Source organism: Ruegeria sp. HKCCD7628, assembly GCF_057221005.1.
In genome coordinates this window covers 273,746-292,857 of record NZ_JBWVBA010000002.1, presented here as the reverse complement: position 1 = coordinate 292,857, position 19,112 = coordinate 273,746, and the positions used below count along the sequence as shown (strand labels likewise).

The window sequence follows — 19,112 nt, the reverse complement described above, 5'->3', positions numbered from 1 at the left end:
TCAATCCCCCGCCGCGCGGCCTTTGAGAGCGATGATGCCCCTTGGCCGGAACTGAATGAAGATGATGATGAAGATGATCATGTAGGTCTGCGCCGCGAGGGTGTTCGAGGGGTTCATCCACTCGATCCCCTTTTGGAGGAAGCCGATCATGCCCGCGCCTGCCAGCGCGCCCCAGATGTTGCCGACACCGCCGACAACCACGGTCATGAAGCTTTGTACGATATAGTCGCTGCCCAGATCAGAAGTCACCTTAGCGAACAACCCAATCGCGACGCCCGCGATCCCGGCGATGCCCGAGCCCAGCCCGAAGGTCAGCATGTTCACCCGCCCCGGATTGATACCCATCGACCCGGCCATGCGCGGGTTTTGCGTCACGGCGCGCATCTCTAGCCCCAGTCGGGTACGCTTCATAATGTAGAGGAACAGCCCCAGAAAGATCATTGCCAGCACGAAGATCGCAATGCGGATATAGCTGATCGAGACAACATCGTTCAGCACCCAGGCCCCGTCCAGCCAGCCGGGCGCAGTCAGCGGCCGGGCCTGCGTGCCAAAGATGTTCTTGGCCAGCTGTTGCAGCGCAATAGAGATACCAAAGGTCGCCAGCAGCGTTTCCAGCGGACGCGAATACAGCCAACGGATAACCAGCCGCTCCATCGCGACGCCCATGGCGAAGGTAACGGCAAAGGCCATCGGGATTGCGACAATGATCGACAGCGTATGATCGGGGATGAACTGCTGCACCACGTATCCGGTGTAAGCGCCCATCATGATGAACTCGCCATGGGCCATGTTGATGACGCCCATCACACCAAAGGTGATGGCCAAACCGATGGCCGCAAGGAAATAGATCGAGGCCAGAGAAATCGCGTCCAGCGTCAGGTCGAGGGTCTGGTTCAGGCCGACCTTCAGTTCGATTTGGTCCAGCGCCTTTTCGGCGGCGGCTGTGACTTCGCCCGACGGCTCTGCATAGGTTTCAAAGAACACATGCGCGCCCAGCGCTGCATCGATGTCAGTCTGCGTTATCAACGCGGGAACAGTTCCGGCTTCGGCCAGCGCCGCATAAGCCTGCGCGCGGGCGGCGTCGGAACTCAGTTGCGCGGCCGGAACACCGCCCACGCGGCCTCCGTCGATATTGGCAGCCAACGCCGCACGGATGTCATCCGCCGAAACACGCGGCGCAGCCAAATCGCTGGCAACCAACAGGTCATAGGCCGCATCACGCGACAGGTCATCCGAGCCGGGTTGCAGAACACCAGCGATATTCACATCAGAAGGTAAATCTGTCGCCGTCTGCAGCTTGGTCACGACCAGAGGGTTCAAAGCCGCGCGCACGTCCACACCCAGATCGTCGGACATCTCCTCGATCGCGGCCACACGGGCTGCAGTATCTTCGTCGTAGCCGATGGTCAGCAACCGCTCGAGGCGTTGCTTCTGCGCTTTCAGATCGGCGTCGGGTTCTTCATCAATCGACGCGCGCAGCGGCTCAAGCAGAGCGCCCTCGGGATCGCGTTGGATAGACGTCAAAGCGGCCAGTCGTTTTGCACGATCCGGGTCGGTCAGCTGGAATTGCACCAGCGCCGTGCCGATCATCGCGCGGATGCCACTATTGGGTTTCAACTGTTTCAGGTCGGATTTCTCAAACGTCCCGACGACCTCGCCAGTGTCGAAATCGGTCAGCTCATACGACCGCCCCTCACCCTTTTTGCCGGCAAAGAACAGGCCATCGGACTTGCGCATCCACACGTTTTTGGCGGCCCACGTCTCAAGCATGACCTGCGCTTGCGGCAACCCGCTGCTGGCAATCGCTTCAATCGCCGGTCCGATCGTTTTGCGCGAGCTTTTGGCGATGATCTCCTGATGCTCTTGCAGGATCGGTTGCAAACCGCCCTCTTGCGCGTTGGCAGTCAGGCAGGCGCACAGGATTGCGAGGCCCGCAAGGAATAGTCGTAACATGTGGTGAAACCCGAGGTGTCTTAGGGGCAAGGCGGGCGATCACACCCGCCTTGCGTGTCGTTTAGTAGTTCGACAGCGTCTGAACGCAGGTCTTGGTCTCGGTGTTGTACATACCGCAGCCCAGCTCTTTCCAATCCGAGATCAGAACCGCCGATTCCGGCAGGAAGTCGGTCCAGGCATCGCCGGGCACAACATCGGTCTCGCTGATGATGTCGAACTGACCGTCTTCCTGAATCTCACCGATCAGAACCGGTTTTGCCAGGTGGTGGTTCGGCAGCATGACCGCCGTACCGCCGGTCAGGTTCGGGAATTCCTGGCCATACATCGCAGCGCGTACATCGTCGACTTCGGTCGAGCCGGCTTCAGTCGCGGCGTTCACCCACATGTTGAAGCCGATATAGTGTGCTTCCATCGGGTCATTGGTCACGCGCTCGTCGCCCATGGTGGCTTTCCATGTTTCGACAAATTCGGCGTTCGCGTCGGTGTCCGCCGACTGGAAATAGTTCCACGCGGCCAGATGGCCCACAAGGTTGGTGGTGTCCAGGCCGGACAGTTCTTCCTCACCGACCGAGAAGGCCACGACCGGAATGTCATCGGCTGAGACGCCTGCAGCGGCCAGTTCTTTATAGAAGCCGATGTTTGCGTCACCGTTGATGGTCGAGATCACTCCAACTTTTTTGCCATCCGCGCCCAGCGCGACAACGTCCGCCACGATCTTGGACCAGTCGGAGTGACCGAACGGTGTGTAGTTGACGAAGATATCCTCGTCCGCGATGCCTTTACCCTTCAGGTAGCTTTCCAGAATGTTGTTCGTGGTCCGCGGGTACACATAGTCAGTGCCCAGCAGCGCGAATTTCTCGACACCCAGCTCGTCCAGGAAGTAGTCAGTCGCAGGGATCGCCTGCTGGTTCGGCGCGGCGCCGGTGTAGAAGACGTTTTTCGACGATTCTTCGCCCTCGTACTGAACCGGATAGAACAGCAGGCCGTTCAGCTCTTCGATCACGGGCAGAACCGATTTCCGGCTGACCGAAGTCCAGTTGCCAAAGATCACATCCACCTCATGCACAGTCAGCAGCTCGCGTGCTTTTTCAGCGAACAGCGGCCAGTCCGATGCGGGGTCGACGACAACCGCCTCAAGCTGCTTGCCCAGCAGGCCACCCTTGGCGTTTTGCTGGTCGATCAGCATCAGCATAGTGTCTTTCAGCGTGGTTTCCGAGATCGCCATTGTGCCCGACAGCGAGTGCAGCACGCCCACCTTGATGGTGTCTTCTTCGGCCAGCGCGGCGGTTGCCATGGCAGCAAAGACAAGCGAACCGGCAAGTGTGGATTTGAGAGATGTCATAAAGATCCTCCTGGCAGGGCGCAGGTGAGGGCTTGCGCAGCAGCGCGCCTTTCTTCTACCTGATCCCCGCAACTGTTGTTGCGTTCCGTGTGGCGGTTGTGTCCGAGGTCCAATTCGCGCAGCCGTCACACACCCCCAGGGATCGTCCCCGTGGCGGGCACCCATACGGTTTCTGCATCGCAGAGAATTTAGCAAATGGTTGACAGATCATTTCCCTCGATCCGTCGTGTTTGTTTAATTTTAAGGCAGTCTTTAACGTGATCGCCTAAAAATTAATCCGCCACACCGAAACACCACCCAAATCCGACACGGAAGAATAGAGTTCCGACGCCCAAACGGTGAAACAGGCGGCAGAACAACGTGATCCGCAGGTGCCCCATTACACATCATGCCTCGATATTGCCCACGCAGGCCGCGCAACCGCCGCGCGCACAGGGTGCGATTCGGCTGAGTGCCAAACGATTGGGCAAAACCTCGGTTCTGGATGGGTTCCGGCAGTCAGGCTCTTTCAAATGCCTGTTCCCGCGCACCGATGGTGACGCGCTGGACGCGGTGCTGCTGAACACCGCTGGCGGGATCACCGGAGGCGACACGTTCCGCTTTACCGGCCACGCGGGCAAAGACACGACCCTGACGCTAACCACTCAAGCCTGCGAACGCGCGTACAAAGCCAAACCCGGCCCCTCGGGTCAGATCGTGAACCACCTGAACGTCGCTTCGGGCGCGCGGCTGAATTGGCTGCCTCAGGAAACCATCCTGTTCGACGGCAGCGCGCTGGATCGTCGGCTGCAGATAGACCTCGCCCCGGATGCCACTGCACTGATGGTAGAACCGCTGGTCTTTGGCCGCGTGGCCATGGGTGAGACCCTGACTGATATCCGCCTGCGCGACCGGATCGAGATCCTGCGCAATGGCACCCCCCTGTTTCTCGACGCGATGCAATTCACAGGTGATCTGCACGCCCATCTCGCCAAACCGCATATCGCAGGCGGTGCCGGTGCGATGGCACTGGTCGCTTTTGTATCACGCACCGCCGAGGGCCAACTGGGCCCCATCCGCGACATGCTGCCCGACACCGCCGGAGCCTCGCTGATCCAGGACGATCTGCTGGTGATCCGGGTGCTGGCCGAGAACAGCTTTGCCCTCCGCCGCACGCTGATGCCGATGCTACGGCGGCTGAACAATGACACGCTTCCCCGATGCTGGATGATCTGACATGAACCTGACCCCCCGAGAAAAAGACAAACTGCTGGTCGCCATGGCCGCCGAGGTCGCCCGCAAACGGCTGGCCCGCGGCGTCAAGCTGAACCACCCCGAGGCGATCGCCCTGATCACCGACGCGGTGGTCGAAGGTGCGCGTGACGGCCGATCGGTGGCTGACATGATGCAAGCCGGGGCCGAAGTGATCACCCGCGCGCAATGCATGGAAGGCGTACCCGAGATGATCCACGAAGTTCAGGTCGAAGCCACCTTCCCTGATGGCACCAAACTGGTGACCGTCCACAACCCTATTCGCTAACAAAGGAAAACTGATATGACCCGTATGCTCTTCCCCGCCCTGATCCTTGCTGGCCCCGCTGCGGCCCACAACGGCACACATGTCCACGCGCATGGAACAGACTATGCCACTTTGGGCGTCGGTCTGGCGGTTGTCGCGCTGGCCGCCGTCGCATTGATGGTAAAGCTAAACAAATGATCCCCGGAGAGCTGTTCCCAGCCGAGGGTGAGATCACCCTGAACGCGAATGCCGAGGCGATCACCCTCATGGTCGCCAATACCGGCGACCGCCCGGTTCAGGTCGGCTCGCACTATCATTTCGCCGAAACCAACCCGTCACTGGATTTCGACCGCGCCGCCGCACATGGCCTGCGTCTGGACATCGCGCCGGGCACCGCCGTTCGGTTCGAACCCGGTCAGGCGCGCGAGGTCTCGCTGATCCCCATCGGAGGGGCACGCAAGGTTTACGGGTTCAACCAGAAGGTCATGGGGTCACTCTGATGCCAGCAACAATCAAACGCTCTGACTACGCCGCAATGTTCGGCCCGACCACCGGCGACAAGCTGCGGCTGGCCGATACCGATCTGGTGATCGAGGTGGAACGCGACCTGACCGCAGAACGTGCGGGCGCGGCTGCAACCGGGGGGACCGGAGACAACGCGTTGCTTTACGGCGAAGAGGTCAAATTCGGCGGCGGCAAGGTGATCCGCGACGGGATGGGGCAATCTCAGGCCACGCGGGCCGAGGGGGCCGTGGACACGGTCATCACCAACGCGCTGATCGTGGATCACTCGGGCATCTACAAGGCGGATGTGGGTCTGAAAGACGGACGCATCGCCAAGATCGGCAAGGCCGGCAATCCCGACACGCAGCCCGGTGTTGACATCATCATCGGTCCCGGCACCGAGGCCATCGCGGGAGAAGGGCGTATCCTGACCGCCGGCGGGTTCGACAGCCATATCCATTTCATATGCCCGCAACAGATCGAAGATGCGCTGCATTCCGGCCTGACCACCATGCTGGGCGGCGGCACTGGCCCGGCCCATGGGACGTTGGCCACCACCTGCACACCTGGCCCCTGGCATATCGGGCGGATGCTGCAGGCCGCCGACGCGTTTCCGATGAATCTGGCTTTTGCGGGTAAGGGCAACGCCTCGCTGCCCGCCGCGCTGGAAGAACAAGTCAACGCGGGGGCCTGTGCTCTGAAACTGCACGAGGATTGGGGCACAACCCCTGCCGCCATCGACTGCTGCCTGACGGTGGCCGATGCGATGGACGTGCAGGTGATGATCCACACTGACACGCTGAACGAATCCGGCTTTGTCGAGAACACCGTGGGCGCCATGAAGGGCCGTACGATCCATGCCTTCCACACCGAGGGCGCAGGCGGCGGCCATGCCCCGGACATCATCAAGATCTGTGGCGAGAACCACGTTCTGCCGTCCTCGACCAACCCGACGCGCCCCTTCACCGTGAACACGGTTGAGGAGCATCTGGATATGCTGATGGTGTGCCACCACCTCGACAAATCCATCCCTGAGGACGTGGCCTTTGCCGAAAGCCGCATCCGGCGTGAGACGATTGCCGCCGAGGATATCCTGCACGATATGGGTGCCTTCAGCATCATCGCGTCCGACAGTCAGGCCATGGGTCGGGTCGGAGAGGTTCTGATCCGCACATGGCAAACCGCCGATAAGATGAAGAAACAGCGCGGTCGCCTGCCCGAGGAGAACGGCGAGAACGACAATATGCGCGTGCGCCGCTATATCGCCAAATACACGATCAACCCGGCAATTGCCCACGGGCTGAGCCATCAGATTGGCAGTATCGAAGAAGGCAAACGCGCCGATCTGGTGCTGTGGAACCCCGCCTTTTTTGGGGTCAAACCCGAGATGGTTCTGCTGGGCGGCACCATTGCCTGCGCGCAGATGGGTGACCCGAATGCCTCGATCCCGACACCGCAGCCGGTCTATAGTCGGCCTATGTTCGGGGCCTATGGGCGCTCGGTCGAGCATTCGGCGATCACATTCGTCTCGGGCGCGGCGCAGGCTGCGGGGATTGGTGATACACTGGGACTGGCCAAGCAAACCGTTGCCGTCGAAAACACCCGCAACATCGGCAAGCGCGACCTACTGCTGAACAACGCAACGCCGCAGGTGGAGGTTAACCCCGAAACCTATGAGGTCCGCGCCGATGGCGAATTGCTGACCTGCCAACCGGCCGAAGTTCTGCCGATGGCCCAGCGTTACTTTATGTTTTGACCAAAAATTGTGCTGCGTTGCTGCATTTGCAACGCGGCCATGACCAAAAACCCACTACTCAATGAGGCTGACATGACACATTTTCAAGCTCATGGGAGGACCAACGGAAACGAGGGTCCAAATGGCACATTCAGCAACTCATACCCCGACGCGGTTCTCGCTATTCGGGCTGATCGCAAACTTCGCAACACGCGTCAATTCCATGCTGTTCCGCATGGCCGAAGCTCAGACACGGGTTCGGCAAGTCGAGTTCCTACAATCGCTCAGCGACGAGGAACTGCACAAACGCGGCCTGACCCGCGACCGGATCGTTCACAGGGTGTTTGCGGACTCGATCTGGCTCTGACCGCACGCGCTGCAGAGGGGGCCAAACTATGACCGCCCTGCTCTGCACTGCTCGTCGATACAGTGACCATACGCACGGTGATCCCGCGGATCACCTGTCGCTTACCTACGAGGACCGTTTTCTGCGTCGTAAAGTTCTGACCTGCGACAGCGGCGAACAAATCCTTATTGATTTGTCCCAGACCACATCACTGGACCATGGCGGCGCATTGGTTCTGGAAGACGGGCGCGAGGTTCTCATTCAGGCAGCGCCTGAAGCGCTGCTTGAGGTCACATCCGACGATCTCACCCGCATCGCGTGGCATATCGGCAACCGCCACACACCGTGTCAGGTCGAGCCGGATCGCATTCTGATACAGGTCGATCACGTCATCCGCGACATGCTGTTGAAACTGGGGGCAACTGTGCGCGAAATCCGCGAGCCTTTCACCCCCGAAGGTGGCGCCTATGGCCACGGCAGGACCCATGGCCACGCCCACTGACGCCGATATCCTGACGCTGACGCAATGGCTGTCGCCCGCATACCCTGTGGGCGGCTTCGCCTATTCCCACGGTCTGGAATGGGCCATTGAAAGTAGCAGCGTTTCCTCGGCCGCCGAAACAGGGGAGTGGATAGCCGATGTGATCCAGCACGGCTCAGGGCGCGCCGATTGCATCTTTCTGGCCGCTGCCCACGCTGGGTCGGCGGATGCGACTGCTGAAATCAACAGGATGGCGCGCGCTTTTTGCCCCTCGTCCGAGCGTTTGATGGAAACGCGCCTTTTGGGGGAAGCGTTCAGCACTGTCACGGCAGAAGTATGGTCAGTTGACCTGCGATCCCTGACCTATCCCGTGGCTCTGGGCTATGCCGCAAAACTGAACGGCCTGCCTCTGCCGCTGACGGCACAGATGTATCTGCAAGCCTTCATGTCCAATCTGGTCGCATGCGCAATGCGTCTGGTGCCCTTGGGCCAAACCGAAGGCCAACGCCTGATCCGAGATCTGACCCCGTTATGTCAGCACGTGGCAACGGACGCTCTGGATGCGACACTGGACGATCTGACGTCCACAGCTTTCCTGTCGGACATTGCGTCGATGAAACATGAAACCCAATATTCAAGGATGTTCCGAACATGACCAACATGAACGGCCCTCTGCGCGTGGGCATTGGCGGCCCTGTCGGCGCTGGCAAAACCACGCTGACCGCAGCACTGTCTGAGGCACTGCGCGACCGTCTTTCGATCGGTGTAATTACCAACGATATCTACACCCGTGAAGACGCCGAGGCCCTGATGCGGATGCAGATTCTGCCCCAAGACAGGATCATCGGTGTCGAAACCGGTGGCTGCCCGCATACGGCGATCCGCGAGGACGCCTCGATCAACCTTGCGGCCGTGGCTGAAATGCAGGCCCGGCACCCCGATGTCGACGTTGTTCTGATCGAAAGCGGCGGCGACAACCTATCTGCCACCTTCAGTCCGGAATTGGCGGATGTGACGCTCTATGTGATTGACGTGGCTGCTGGCGAAGAAATCCCCAGAAAGGGTGGCCCCGCGATCACCAAATCCGACATCCTGATCATCAACAAAACCGACCTTGCGCCCCATGTCGGTGCATCGCTGGACGTCATGGACCGCGACGCGACGAGGATGCGCAACGGGCGGCCGTTTGTCTTTGCATCTCTGAAACATAGACAGAGCGTCGACAGGATTGTGGACCTGCTGGCGCAGATAGGTGGATTGAACCTGTCATCAAGCTCAGATGCCCAACAACCCGTGGTTCAGAATGCGTAACCTCTGATACTGCAAAACGCACGACAGGTGCGCGGTTTCAAAACCTATTGTTCTACCAGTCTTGCGGCGTCTGCCCCAAAAACGTCGGGCCGAAACGAATTCAGCCCGACGTTGGAGCATCAGCTGCCCTGATTGCGAAAGCTCTCTTCGAACTCTTGCGTTTGATTTTCTGCGCTGCCGCCGCTTGGACCTTCGCAGGCGGCCACAAAGAGTATGCTGGCAGTGATGAGGACGGCTCGGATCATTTTGGTGGCCTTTGCGTTGAGGACGTGGACATAAAAAGTGTGAGTGCTTTTGCCTAACACAGCGCGGTACGACAGCGGGTCAAACCTGTGTGACCGCTCTGTGAGCACACACGATCCGGCAGAGCCTGCGGAGCTTAAGCTTTGAGTACTAATCCGCAAAGATGTGTGTGCACGGCTCATCAGCTAAGAAAAAACAAAAGTGTTCTGGGAAACAGAGGCCAATATAAAAGTGAACAGGCTTTCGCCATCACGGCTTTGTTGACGCTTATTAGCAAAATCGTGATTGCTGCTGGAACAAAGACTCGGAACTCCCAATCTAGGTTGCATCATTATTCTTCGACTTAGAAGTCCGCTTGATCCTTGCGAATTTTGGTCGATCACAACAGACGAGCCAAGCCATGTCGCAATTATCAACGTCCCTCTTCAGCGTTTTGGAAATCCTGTCCTTGGTTTTTGTCTTTGCTGTCGGACTTGCGATTTTATGGGTTGTCGTCGCCTACTTTCGGGACAAGACACAAACGGAAAGTACACTGCGAAGGAACTATCCGGTTGTGGCCCGGTTCAGGTATTTCTTTGAACATATGGGGGAATTCTTCCGTCAGTATTTCTTTGCCCAGGACCGCGAGGAAATGCCATTCAACCGGGCGGAACGATCCTGGGTTTACCGGGCTGCGAAGAACGTGGATTCTACCGTCGCATTTGGCTCGACACGGGATCTACGCCCCACGGGTACCGTATATTTCGCCAACTGCCCCTTCCCGACACTGGAACAGGATGCGCAAGGACCATCGGATGTTACAGTTGGCCCCTTTGCACGCCACCCCTATACGACGGATTCAATGTTCAACATTTCCGGCATGAGCTATGGCGCGATCTCGATCCCAGCCGTGCGGGCGCTGTCCCAAGGGGCGAAGAAAGCGGGCATGTGGATCAATACCGGCGAGGGCGGTCTATCGCCTTATCATCTGGAAAGCGGTGCGGATGTCGTGTTCCAGATCGGCACGGGCAAGTTCGGGGTGCGCAAACCCGAAGGCGGGTTTGACGAGGACAAGTTGCGCACTGTCGCGGCCCATGATGCGGTGAAGATGTTTGAAATCAAGCTGAGCCAAGGCGCCAAACCCGGCAAAGGTGGCATCCTTCCCGGCGCCAAAGTGACCGAGGACATCGCCGAAATCCGAGGACTGAAAGTTGGTGAAGACGCCATCAGCCCCAACCGTCACCCCGAGATCGACAGCGTCGGCGATTTGCTCGATATGATCGCCTATGTGCGTGATATCACCGGCAAGCCGGTCGGCTTCAAAGCGGTGATCGGTTCATATGGGTTCTTTGACGATCTGTGCGCAGAGATTTTGAAACGTGGGCCAGAAAGCGCGCCGGATTTTGTGACCATCGACAGCTCGGATGGCGGTACCGGTGCGGCCCCGATGAGCCTGATTGACAACATGGGGATGCCACTGCGCGAAAGCCTGCCTCTGACTGTAGATATGCTAAAGAAATACGGGCTTCGCGACAGGGTCAAGGTTTGCGCAAGCGGCAAGATGATCAACCCGTCCGAGGTGGCGTGGGCCTTTTGCGCGGGTGCGGATTTTGTGAATTCAGCGCGTGGGTTCATGTTTGCACTGGGCTGCATTCAAGCGTTGCAGTGCAACAAGAATACCTGCCCGACCGGAATCACCACGCATAATACCAAGCTGCAGTTCGGCCTTGATCCAATCAGTAAATCGGAACGTGTGGCAAGCTATGCCCGGAACATGAAGAAAGAGGTTGGCATAATCGCCCACAGCTGCGGTGTGGCCGAACCGCGCCAGCTGAAGCGTCACCACGCGCGTATCGTGTTGGACAATGGCCGATCCGTTTCGATGCACGAGCTGTATCCCGAACCTGCGCAATTGCAAGCAGCGGAATAACATCGCACCATTCATCTCAGTTCAATTGTGACCTTTGCCACCGCCGGATTCGTGCGCGGATCCGGTGCGCTATCAGGAGACATCATGTCCGATCATTCGCAAAACGCACCGTCTGTCACAAAAGCCTCTGATCTGCTCGTCGCAGCGCTTGAGGCCGAAGGGGTCGAGTATATCTTTGCCGTACCGGGTGAGGAAAACCTGGATGTGCTGGAATCCTTGCGGACCTCAAGGATCGAGCTGGTCCTGACCCGCCATGAACAGGGCGCGGCATTCATGGCGGCGACCTACGGGCGCTTGACCGGCAAGGCGGGAGTTTGCATGGCAACACTGGGGCCAGGGGCCACCAACTTTGCGACTCCTGCCGCTTATGCGCATCTGGGCGGCATGCCTCTGATCATGATCACAGGCCAAAAGCCCATCAAGAAGTCGAAACAGGGCCAATTTCAGATCATTGATGTGGTCGGTCTGTTCGACCCGATCTGCAAGATGTCCAAGCAGATCGTTCACGGCAACACCATCCCGTCCCTGATCCGCGAGGCGTTCCGCGTCGCACAAGAGGAACGCCCTGGCGCGGTCCTGCTTGAATTGCCGGAAGATATCGCTGCTGAAGACACAACGGAACATGTGCTCGAGCCGCATCCGCGCCACTACGCTGTCGCGGGCGACACGGTCCTGAACGAAGCCGCTGAAATGATCCGGTCGGCGAAAATGCCTCTGTTGTTGCTGGGCGCCGGAGCCAACCGCAAGCACGCTCGCAGCGCGCTAAGCAAATTTGTCGAAGACACGCAGATCCCCTTCTTCAACACGCAGATGGGCAAGGGCGTGGTGGATGAACGATCCGACCTGTTTCTTGGGACGGCTGCGCTGTCAGATGGCGATTACCTGCATTGCGCCATCGAACGGGCCGATCTGATCATCAATGTAGGCCATGACGTGGTCGAAAAACCGCCCTTCTTCATGGAGGAAGGCGGCACCAAGGTGATCCATGTGAATTACAAGGCCGCGCAGGTCGATCAGGTCTATTTCCCGCAGGTCGAAGTCGTCGGTGATTTGGCACAATCCATCGCACGGCTGGGTGATAAACTGGGCGGCCCGCTAGATTTCGACCGAAGCTATTTCCAGCGCGTCAAGCAAGAGACCGACCAGCATACATCTGAAGGTGCCGATGACCCACGTTTCCCCGTAATCCCACAGCGTTTTGTAGCCGATACCCGCAAAGTGATGGACGATTGCGATATCATTGCGCTGGACAACGGCATCTATAAAATCTGGTACGCGCGAAACTATCTTGCCTATCAGCCCAATACCGTCCTGCTGGATAATGCTCTGGCCACCATGGGGGCCGGGTTGCCTTCGGCCATGATGGCGGCCAAGCTTCACCCCGACCGCAGGGTCATGGCGATCTGTGGCGATGGCGGGTTCATGATGAACAGTCAAGAAATTGAGACCGCGGTTCGACTTGGCCTCAATCTGGTTGTGACCGTTTTAAATGACAGCTCATACGGGATGATCCGGTGGAAGCAGTCACATGCGGGGTTCGACGACTGGGGGCTGGAATTCAACAACCCCGATTTCGTGCAATACGCGAACAGTTACGGCGCGACCGGCCATCGAGTCGCACGTACCGAGGATCTGGTCCCAACCTTCGAAAAGGCGTTCCAGGCGGGCGGCGTTCACCTGATTGACCTGCCGGTGGACTACAGCGAAAACCAGCGTGTGCTGATTGATGAACTGGCTGCAAAGGTGTGCCTGATATGAGCGACACTCTGGACGTTCTCAACCCTTTTGATCTTGAGAAGATCGGTAGTGTTGCGATTAACACGTGGGATGATGTGGATTCCATGTTGGACGTGGCCCATGGTTTGCACCGGTCGCGCGACGCGTGGTTGCCAGCCTTTCAGCGGATCGAGATCCTGAAAAACACAGCCCGTATCATGTCCGAAAGGGCCGACGAACTGGCGATGCTGATCGCCAGTGAAGGTGGCAAGCCTTTGGTCGACGCGCGCATTGAAGTGACCCGCGCAATCGACGGGGTCGAGCTGTGCGTCCACGAGATTGGCCATATGGCTGGCAAAGAAATCCCGATGGACCTGACAGCGGCGGGCTCGGGTCGGGTCGCCTTTACACAGCGCGAACCGACAGGCGTGGTTGTCGCGGCCAGCGCGTTCAACCATCCGCTCAACCTGATCGTTCACCAAGTCGCCCCCGCAGTGGCTACAGGTTGCCCGGTGATCGTCAAACCCGCTTTGGATACGCCACTGTCCTGCAAGGCATTTGTCGAAATTCTGCATGAGGCCGGTTTACCTGAGAATTGGTGCCACCTCGCGATTTGCCACAACGACGTGGCCGAGCAGATGATCACCGATACGCGCGTTGGGTTCTTTTCTTTCATCGGCTCGGCCAAGGTGGGTTGGATGCTGAGGTCCAAGCTGGCCCCCGGAGTGCGATGTGCGCTGGAACATGGCGGGGCCGCACCCGTGATCGTGGATGAAAGCGCCGATATTGAGGGAATGATCCCACTCGTGACCAAAGGCGGGTTCTATCATTCCGGGCAGGTCTGCGTCTCGGTCCAGCGCGTTTTCGCGCCCACGGGCATCGCAAAGGACATTGCACAAAAGCTGGCCAAGGCGGCGTCCGCACTTAAGGTTGGCGATGCGCGTCAGGAAGATACCGAATGCGGTCCCCTGATCCGCCCAGGTGAAGTTGATCGCGTTGCCGAATGGGTGGACGAGGCCGTTGAGGGTGGCGCAACCTTGCTGACTGGCGGACGAAAGCTGGGCCCGACTACATATGCGCCCACCGTCCTGCTGAACCCACCCGCCGACGCTCGGGTTTCAACATCCGAAGTCTTTGGACCCGTGGTCTGCGTCTATAGCTACGACAGGGTCGAGGATGCGTTCTCCGCCGCCAACAGCCTGCCTTTCGCGTTTCAGGCGGCTGTCTTCACCAAAGCTCTGGACTCGGCCATGCAAGCCATCAGACATCTGGATGCAACCGCCGTTATGGTGAACGATCACTCGGCATTCCGGGTCGATTGGATGCCCTTCGCGGGACGGAGGCAATCGGGATACAACACAGGCGGCATCGGCTATACGATGCATGACATGACTCAGGACAAGATGGCTGTAATCAAGCTTTGAGGACATTGACTAGCGTGAGCAGCTGCCCGTTGTTTTGCCTGATGCGTCAGGAAAGATCAGGCCGCAACTTTTCTGTCTGATGCAGCCGAAAGTGCCTTTTGTGTCGATGATACCTGTTTCTGCTAACCTTGGGGTCGACCAAGTTTTCGCATACAGACCCAGTTTTCTTTGCTCTTGCCGCAACGATGCCGTTGCAACCGATTGCAACCACGGTGCAATTTTGCGTAGTATTTCCTTATGACCGCACCAATTTCTTCCCTAAAACCGATTAGGCCCACATCATGAGTGTCACACTGAAAGATGTCGCGGCGCTGGCCGGAGTTTCGCGGTCTGCTGTGTCGCGCACCTTTACCGAAGGCGCCTCGGTTTCAGCCAAAACCCGCAGCAAAGTCGAAAAGGCCGCTGCCGAACTAGGCTACAGCCCAAATGCTTTGGCGTCGTCACTGACAACGGGGCGAACCAAACTGATCGGCCTGATCTCGAACAACTTTCACAACCCCATATTCCTTGAGGTGTTTGATCTGTTCACCCGCACCCTTCAGGAACGCGGCCTGCGGCCCCTGATCGTCAACCTGACGGACGAAGTTCAGCCCGCAAACTCTATCAGGATGTTGCGGCAATACTCGGTCGATGCGGCCATCGTGGCTTCTTCGACGTTGCCGCCAAGTTTTGCCAAGGCGTTCCACGATGCAGGCGTTCCCGTGGTGCATACATTCGGGCGTTCTGCCACGTCGCCCGAGGTTCACGTGGTGGGGATCGACAACGTGGAATGCGGGCGCATGGCTGCACGAGAATTGCTTGCAAGAGGGTACAGACGCATCGGTTATCTGGGCGGTCCCAAAGATGCGACCTCTGCCATGGACCGCTATCGCGGCTTCATGGAAGAGGTCGAAAAACACCCCGGCCTGAACGTTTCGCATTCCTTCGCGGGGGCCTATTCGTTCGAGGCAGGTCGCGCCGAAATGCTGCGTCTGTTGGCGGATACCCCTGCCGAAGGGTATTTTTGTGGCGACGATATTTTGTCAATCGGCGCATTGTCAGCCTTGAGCGATCACGGGATAAAGCCGGGTCATGATATCGGAATCATCGGCCTGAACGACATGGAGATGTCGCGTTGGGAAAGCGTTGACCTCACGACAATTCACCAGCCGATCAAGCAGATCATCACGGCGTCGGTCGATCTTGTGGAAGAGATGTTGAAAGACCCCGACCGCTACCCCGAGGCCCGCATCTTTCCCTGTCGGGTGATTGAGCGGGGCACATTGCGCCCCTACCCCTAATCAGCGAAACATCGGTGGGCGCGCGTCGGTCCAGGCACCATCTTTTTTGGATGACGCCACCGCTGCGTGAACGGCTGCGATGGATCGGACGCCGTCGGCAGGGGTCGGCAGACCATCTCGAACCTCTCCCTGAATGGCATCGGCCAGATCGCAATAGATATTCGCCACGGCCAGAGGGAAGCCTTCGGGGTGGGCAATCGCCACGCGTGACAGGCGCTGCGCGTCGTCGTGCAAACCACCTTCCCCTTTTTCGATGATCTGAGTGCGCCCTCCCACCGGGGTATAGACAAGCTGGTTGGGCTGCTCGGATGCCCAGCGCAAACCACCGGTTTCGCCAAAGACCTGAATGTCGAATCCGTGCTGCCGACCAATCGCCACCGAGGATGTCCATAACCGCCCCACTGCGCCACCTTCGGTACGGAAGTTGATCATGGCGTCATCCTCAAGCTCGCGACTGGGGATGGTCGAGGCCATATCCGCCGACAGGGTCTTGACCTCGTCATCGCTGATGAAGCTCGCCATATGCAGCGCATGGATACCGCAATCGGCGAATTGACCAGAGACGCCCGCCATTGCTGGGTCATAGCGCCAACGCACGCGGGGATTGTCGGCGTCAGTTGCATCGCCGTGGTGGCCGTGGCTGAAATTCGTCACCACCAGACGCACCTTGCCGATATCGCCCGCCCGCACCATCGCACGGGCCTGCCGCACCATCGGATAGGCGGAATAGCAATAGTTCACCGCGCAGATCTTGCCCGATGCTTCGGCCACACGCACGATCTCTTCGCCCTCTTCCACGGTCATGGTCATCGGCTTCTCGCATAGCACGTGGAAACCGGCCTCGAGAAAGGCTTTGGCGATCTCGAAATGGGTCGCGTTCGGGGTGGCAATCGTCACTAGATCAATGCGGTCGGGGCGGTCTTTTTCACCAGCCAACATTTCTTGCCAGTCGCCATAGGCACGGTCCTGCGCCACGCCCAGACGCTGCGCATATTCTCGCCCGACTTCTGGGCGATGGTCCAACGCGCCCGCGGTGAATTCAAACATCCCATCGGCCAGCGCGCCCAACCGGTGCGCGGGCCCGATCTGACTGCCCTCACCCCCACCAATCATGCCCCATTTCAGCTTTGCCATGATCTTAGTCTCTCTGTTGTCTTGTCGTTTGTTCGATCAGAAATCACTGACGTCCTGCCATTGCCGCTGGTCCGAGGACGCAAGCACCGCCGCCAGAACGCGGTTCACCTCATGCCCGTCGCGGAAGGTCGGCCAGATGTTTTGGCCTGTATGGATGGCCTGCAGGAAATCCTTCACTTCGATGATGATTTGGTCCTGATACCCGGTGCCATGGCCCGGTCCCTGACAGAAGGGCTCATAGTCCGGGTGCGCCGGACCGGTCAGGATCTTGGTGAAGCCCCGCGACGCCTCAGGCCCTTCTCGGCGGTACAGCCACAGGGCATTCTGATCCTCCTGATCAAAGCGGATCGCGCCTTTGGTGCCAGAGATCTCATAGGCGTACCCCATCTTCCGTCCCGTCGCGACGCGGCTGAAATAGAGGTTCCCCATGACGCCATTTTCGAACCGGCACATCATCTGGGCGTGGTCGTCATTCGTGACCTCTCCGCCCGGTCGATGGCGGTGGACGGTCTCCACATCTGCCATCACCTGGGTGATAGGCCCGATCAGTGCCATCGCACCATTGACCATGTGTGGGGCCAGATCACCGATAGTGCCGTTTGCCATGCCCGTCGTGCGCCAGGTCGCTGGGGCCTGAGGGTCGGCATAGAAATCCTCGGTATGTTCCCCTCGAAACCAGGTGACGTCGCCAATCTCGCCGCTGGCAATCAACTGTCGTGCGTATTGACTGGCGGGGGTTCGAATATAGTTGAACCCAACCATATTAATTGCGCCGGCCGCTTCAGCGGCTGCCACCATGGCGCGGCTGTCCTCCAGTGAAGCGCCCAGAGGCTTTTCGCATAACACCGGCTTGCCCAGCGCAATGGCAGCCTCGGCTATTTGGCGATGCGTAGACTGCGGAGAGGCGATCACGATTGCCTCGACCTTTGGGTCGGCGACCAAGGCGCGCCAGTCGCTGGTCGCCCGCGCGAACCCATACGCTGCGCGATACCGCTCTGCGCTCTGCGACGTCGACGCGCAGATCACCTCAAGTCGGGGTCGCAATGCTGTGTTGAACACCGCCCCCACCGCGGCCATTGCAACCGAATGAGCCTTGCCCATATAGCCGCCGCCGACGATTCCAATTCCGATTTCTGGCACTTGCAACCGCTCCGAACATTGTATTTGCAACCGGTTGCAAAATGAGTATCGTGTGAATCGATTCAACGCAAGGACCAACCATCCCTGCCCGCCCTATTTCGCCGGAGGACACGACGTGAGCACCCTGATGGATGGGATCAAAGGAAACCGATTTGCTGTTTTCGGGCGCGCGGGCATTGACCTGTTTGCAGATCCTGTCGGTGTCAAAAGCGAAGATGCCGGCGCCTTTGGAGCCGACTTGGGGGGATCTTCAGCCAATATCTGCGCCGGGCTGGTAAAACTTGGCAGTCAGGCATCTTTGGTCACGTCGATTTCGGATGACGCGGTAGGGCGGTTCTGCATGAACAGGCTGGCCCATTACGGAGTGGACACATCTTACGTCCGCGTTCTGGGGGGTGAATATCGCACCTCTCTGGCGCTGTATGAAAGCCGGACCGAGGATTTCCAGAACGTCATTTACCGGAACGGAGCGGTCGACTTTCAGGTCACCGAAGAAGACGTCGACCGAGTAGACTACACTTCATTCACAGCCGTACTGTCCGCCGGAACTGTCTTTGCGGCTGAACCCTCGCGCAGCGCCACATTCCGCGCCCTTCAAAACGCCCGCTCGGCCGGATTGCTGGTGATTTTCGACATCGACTACCGTCCTTACAGCTGGCCGTCTGCGGAAGTGGCGGCAGATGTTTTGTCGCGCGCGGGCGCGGCCAGCGATCTGATTGTCGGAAACGATGAAGAATTCGGCTTCATGGCTGGCGGTATAGAAAAGGGCTTTGCCAAAGCGCAAGAACTGGCTGGGAAACCGGGGCGCGTCGTAATCTATAAAATGGGTGAAAAAGGCGCAGTAACACTGGCCAACGGACAAGAAATCGAAACCGGCATCTACCCTGTCGACGCGATCAAGCCTGTGGGCGCTGGCGACAGCTTTATGGCAGGTCTGCTGGCCTCGATCGCGGCAGGGTATCCGCTGAAAGACGCGGTGATGCGCGGGTCGGCCTGTGCGTCCATTGTCGTGTCTAAACCCGGATGCTCTCCAGCCATGCCAACGACGTCTGAGCTGGATGCGTTTTTGGCGTCCCATCCCGGTCCAACGACCTAG

At 58.8% G+C, this 19,112-nt stretch carries 19 protein-coding genes; 14 read left to right on the top strand and 5 right to left on the bottom strand.

Annotation, left to right across the window (positions count from 1 at the left end; all coding sequences use genetic code 11):
• Positions 1 to 1,953, bottom strand: coding sequence for an urea ABC transporter permease subunit UrtB (gene urtB / locus AC2TAD_RS07890; protein WP_480866995.1), 1,953 nt, complete (start codon positions 1,951 to 1,953; stop codon positions 1 to 3).
• Between the two features lie 61 nt (positions 1,954 to 2,014).
• On the bottom strand, positions 2,015 to 3,295 hold the full coding sequence (gene urtA, locus AC2TAD_RS07885; RefSeq protein ID WP_170353403.1) for an urea ABC transporter substrate-binding protein: 1,281 nt from the start codon (positions 3,293 to 3,295) through the stop codon (positions 2,015 to 2,017).
• A 360-nt stretch (positions 3,296 to 3,655) separates the two neighbouring features.
• On the opposite strand from urtA, the gene AC2TAD_RS07880 reads away from it, so the two are divergent.
• From AC2TAD_RS07880 to ureG, 9 genes are all read left to right on the top strand, one after another.
• Positions 3,656 to 4,510 carry an urease accessory protein UreD gene (locus tag AC2TAD_RS07880; RefSeq protein WP_480866992.1) on the top strand — a complete coding sequence of 285 codons (855 nt, stop codon included), beginning with the start codon at positions 3,656 to 3,658 and terminating at the stop codon, positions 4,508 to 4,510.
• 1 nt (position 4,511) lies between these two features.
• On the top strand, positions 4,512 to 4,814 hold the full coding sequence (locus AC2TAD_RS07875; protein ID WP_152460019.1) for an urease subunit gamma: 303 nt from the start codon (positions 4,512 to 4,514) through the stop codon (positions 4,812 to 4,814).
• Between the two features lie 15 nt (positions 4,815 to 4,829).
• The gene (locus AC2TAD_RS07870; protein WP_170353404.1) at positions 4,830 to 4,991 is read left to right on the top strand and encodes a peptidase M23; all 162 of its coding nucleotides are present in this window, start codon (positions 4,830 to 4,832) and stop codon (positions 4,989 to 4,991) included.
• Positions 4,988 to 5,293 (top strand): urease subunit beta, encoded by a 306-nt coding sequence (locus tag AC2TAD_RS07865; RefSeq protein WP_170751621.1) that lies wholly within the window; start codon positions 4,988 to 4,990, stop codon positions 5,291 to 5,293. The genes AC2TAD_RS07870 and AC2TAD_RS07865 overlap by 4 nt, the downstream gene beginning before the upstream one ends.
• Positions 5,293 to 7,053 carry an urease subunit alpha gene (gene ureC / locus AC2TAD_RS07860; protein ID WP_480866990.1) on the top strand — a complete coding sequence of 587 codons (1,761 nt, stop codon included), beginning with the start codon at positions 5,293 to 5,295 and terminating at the stop codon, positions 7,051 to 7,053. The genes AC2TAD_RS07865 and ureC overlap by 1 nt, the downstream gene beginning before the upstream one ends.
• 121 nt (positions 7,054 to 7,174) lie before the next feature.
• Entirely contained in the window at positions 7,175 to 7,399 is a 225-nt protein-coding gene (locus AC2TAD_RS07855; protein ID WP_170751626.1) for a DUF1127 domain-containing protein, read from the top strand.
• Positions 7,400 to 7,427: 28 nt separating this feature from the next.
• The gene (locus tag AC2TAD_RS07850; protein ID WP_480866988.1) at positions 7,428 to 7,880 is read left to right on the top strand and encodes an urease accessory protein UreE; all 453 of its coding nucleotides are present in this window, start codon (positions 7,428 to 7,430) and stop codon (positions 7,878 to 7,880) included.
• Positions 7,846 to 8,514, top strand: a complete 669-nt coding sequence (locus AC2TAD_RS07845; protein ID WP_480866987.1) for an urease accessory protein UreF — start codon at positions 7,846 to 7,848, stop codon at positions 8,512 to 8,514. The genes AC2TAD_RS07850 and AC2TAD_RS07845 overlap by 35 nt, the downstream gene beginning before the upstream one ends.
• Positions 8,511 to 9,170, top strand: coding sequence for an urease accessory protein UreG (gene ureG, locus AC2TAD_RS07840; RefSeq protein ID WP_480866986.1), 660 nt, complete (start codon positions 8,511 to 8,513; stop codon positions 9,168 to 9,170). The genes AC2TAD_RS07845 and ureG overlap by 4 nt, the downstream gene beginning before the upstream one ends.
• Before the next feature lie 119 nt (positions 9,171 to 9,289).
• Here ureG and AC2TAD_RS07835 read toward each other — a convergent pair whose 3' ends face one another.
• A complete protein-coding gene (locus AC2TAD_RS07835; protein ID WP_480866984.1) occupies positions 9,290 to 9,415 on the bottom strand; it encodes a hypothetical protein in 126 nt (41 codons plus the stop codon).
• 398 nt (positions 9,416 to 9,813) lie between these two features.
• Between AC2TAD_RS07835 and AC2TAD_RS07830 the strand changes: the two genes are divergently transcribed.
• The 4 genes from AC2TAD_RS07830 (at position 9,814) to AC2TAD_RS07815 (ending at position 15,742) form a co-directional block, all read left to right on the top strand.
• Positions 9,814 to 11,322, top strand: coding sequence for an FMN-binding glutamate synthase family protein (locus AC2TAD_RS07830; RefSeq protein WP_480866983.1), 1,509 nt, complete (start codon positions 9,814 to 9,816; stop codon positions 11,320 to 11,322).
• Between the two features lie 84 nt (positions 11,323 to 11,406).
• Positions 11,407 to 13,080, top strand: coding sequence for an acetolactate synthase large subunit (locus AC2TAD_RS07825; RefSeq protein ID WP_480866981.1), 1,674 nt, complete (start codon positions 11,407 to 11,409; stop codon positions 13,078 to 13,080).
• Entirely contained in the window at positions 13,077 to 14,462 is a 1,386-nt protein-coding gene (locus AC2TAD_RS07820; RefSeq protein WP_480866979.1) for an aldehyde dehydrogenase family protein, read from the top strand. Before AC2TAD_RS07825 ends, AC2TAD_RS07820 begins: the two co-directional genes overlap by 4 nt.
• A 281-nt stretch (positions 14,463 to 14,743) precedes the next feature.
• Complete coding sequence (locus AC2TAD_RS07815; RefSeq protein ID WP_480866977.1) at positions 14,744 to 15,742, top strand: LacI family DNA-binding transcriptional regulator; 999 nt, start codon at positions 14,744 to 14,746, stop codon at positions 15,740 to 15,742.
• Here the strand turns inward: AC2TAD_RS07815 and AC2TAD_RS07810 are convergent, their stop codons facing one another.
• Positions 15,743 to 16,876 carry a Gfo/Idh/MocA family protein gene (locus AC2TAD_RS07810; RefSeq protein ID WP_480866975.1) on the bottom strand — a complete coding sequence of 378 codons (1,134 nt, stop codon included), beginning with the start codon at positions 16,874 to 16,876 and terminating at the stop codon, positions 15,743 to 15,745.
• 36 nt (positions 16,877 to 16,912) lie between these two features.
• Positions 16,913 to 18,016: a Gfo/Idh/MocA family protein gene (locus tag AC2TAD_RS07805; RefSeq protein WP_480866973.1), complete on the bottom strand. Its 1,104-nt coding sequence runs from the start codon at positions 18,014 to 18,016 to the stop codon at positions 16,913 to 16,915.
• Between the two features lie 127 nt (positions 18,017 to 18,143).
• On the opposite strand from AC2TAD_RS07805, the gene iolC reads away from it, so the two are divergent.
• Positions 18,144 to 19,112 (top strand): 5-dehydro-2-deoxygluconokinase, encoded by a 969-nt coding sequence (gene iolC, locus AC2TAD_RS07800; RefSeq protein WP_480867150.1) that lies wholly within the window; start codon positions 18,144 to 18,146, stop codon positions 19,110 to 19,112.

What these genes read in the sequence shown, in the direction of transcription:
- urtB (WP_480866995.1), bottom strand. Translation starts at nt 1,953, where the DNA reads ATGTTACGACTATTCCTTGCGGGCCTCGCAATCCTGTGCGCCTGCCTG.
- urtA (WP_170353403.1), bottom strand. Translation starts at nt 3,295, where the DNA reads ATGACATCTCTCAAATCCACACTTGCCGGTTCGCTTGTCTTTGCTGCC.
- AC2TAD_RS07875 (WP_152460019.1), top strand. Translation starts at nt 4,512, where the DNA reads ATGAACCTGACCCCCCGAGAAAAAGACAAACTGCTGGTCGCCATGGCC.
- AC2TAD_RS07870 (WP_170353404.1), top strand. Translation starts at nt 4,830, where the DNA reads ATGACCCGTATGCTCTTCCCCGCCCTGATCCTTGCTGGCCCCGCTGCG.
- AC2TAD_RS07865 (WP_170751621.1), top strand. Translation starts at nt 4,988, where the DNA reads ATGATCCCCGGAGAGCTGTTCCCAGCCGAGGGTGAGATCACCCTGAAC.
- ureC (WP_480866990.1), top strand. Translation starts at nt 5,293, where the DNA reads ATGCCAGCAACAATCAAACGCTCTGACTACGCCGCAATGTTCGGCCCG.
- AC2TAD_RS07855 (WP_170751626.1), top strand. Translation starts at nt 7,175, where the DNA reads ATGGCACATTCAGCAACTCATACCCCGACGCGGTTCTCGCTATTCGGG.
- AC2TAD_RS07850 (WP_480866988.1), top strand. Translation starts at nt 7,428, where the DNA reads ATGACCGCCCTGCTCTGCACTGCTCGTCGATACAGTGACCATACGCAC.
- AC2TAD_RS07845 (WP_480866987.1), top strand. Translation starts at nt 7,846, where the DNA reads ATGGCCACGGCAGGACCCATGGCCACGCCCACTGACGCCGATATCCTG.
- ureG (WP_480866986.1), top strand. Translation starts at nt 8,511, where the DNA reads ATGACCAACATGAACGGCCCTCTGCGCGTGGGCATTGGCGGCCCTGTC.
- AC2TAD_RS07835 (WP_480866984.1), bottom strand. Translation starts at nt 9,415, where the DNA reads ATGATCCGAGCCGTCCTCATCACTGCCAGCATACTCTTTGTGGCCGCC.
- AC2TAD_RS07830 (WP_480866983.1), top strand. Translation starts at nt 9,814, where the DNA reads ATGTCGCAATTATCAACGTCCCTCTTCAGCGTTTTGGAAATCCTGTCC.
- AC2TAD_RS07825 (WP_480866981.1), top strand. Translation starts at nt 11,407, where the DNA reads ATGTCCGATCATTCGCAAAACGCACCGTCTGTCACAAAAGCCTCTGAT.
- AC2TAD_RS07820 (WP_480866979.1), top strand. Translation starts at nt 13,077, where the DNA reads ATGAGCGACACTCTGGACGTTCTCAACCCTTTTGATCTTGAGAAGATC.
- AC2TAD_RS07815 (WP_480866977.1), top strand. Translation starts at nt 14,744, where the DNA reads ATGAGTGTCACACTGAAAGATGTCGCGGCGCTGGCCGGAGTTTCGCGG.
- AC2TAD_RS07810 (WP_480866975.1), bottom strand. Translation starts at nt 16,876, where the DNA reads ATGGCAAAGCTGAAATGGGGCATGATTGGTGGGGGTGAGGGCAGTCAG.
- iolC (WP_480867150.1), top strand. Translation starts at nt 18,144, where the DNA reads ATGGATGGGATCAAAGGAAACCGATTTGCTGTTTTCGGGCGCGCGGGC.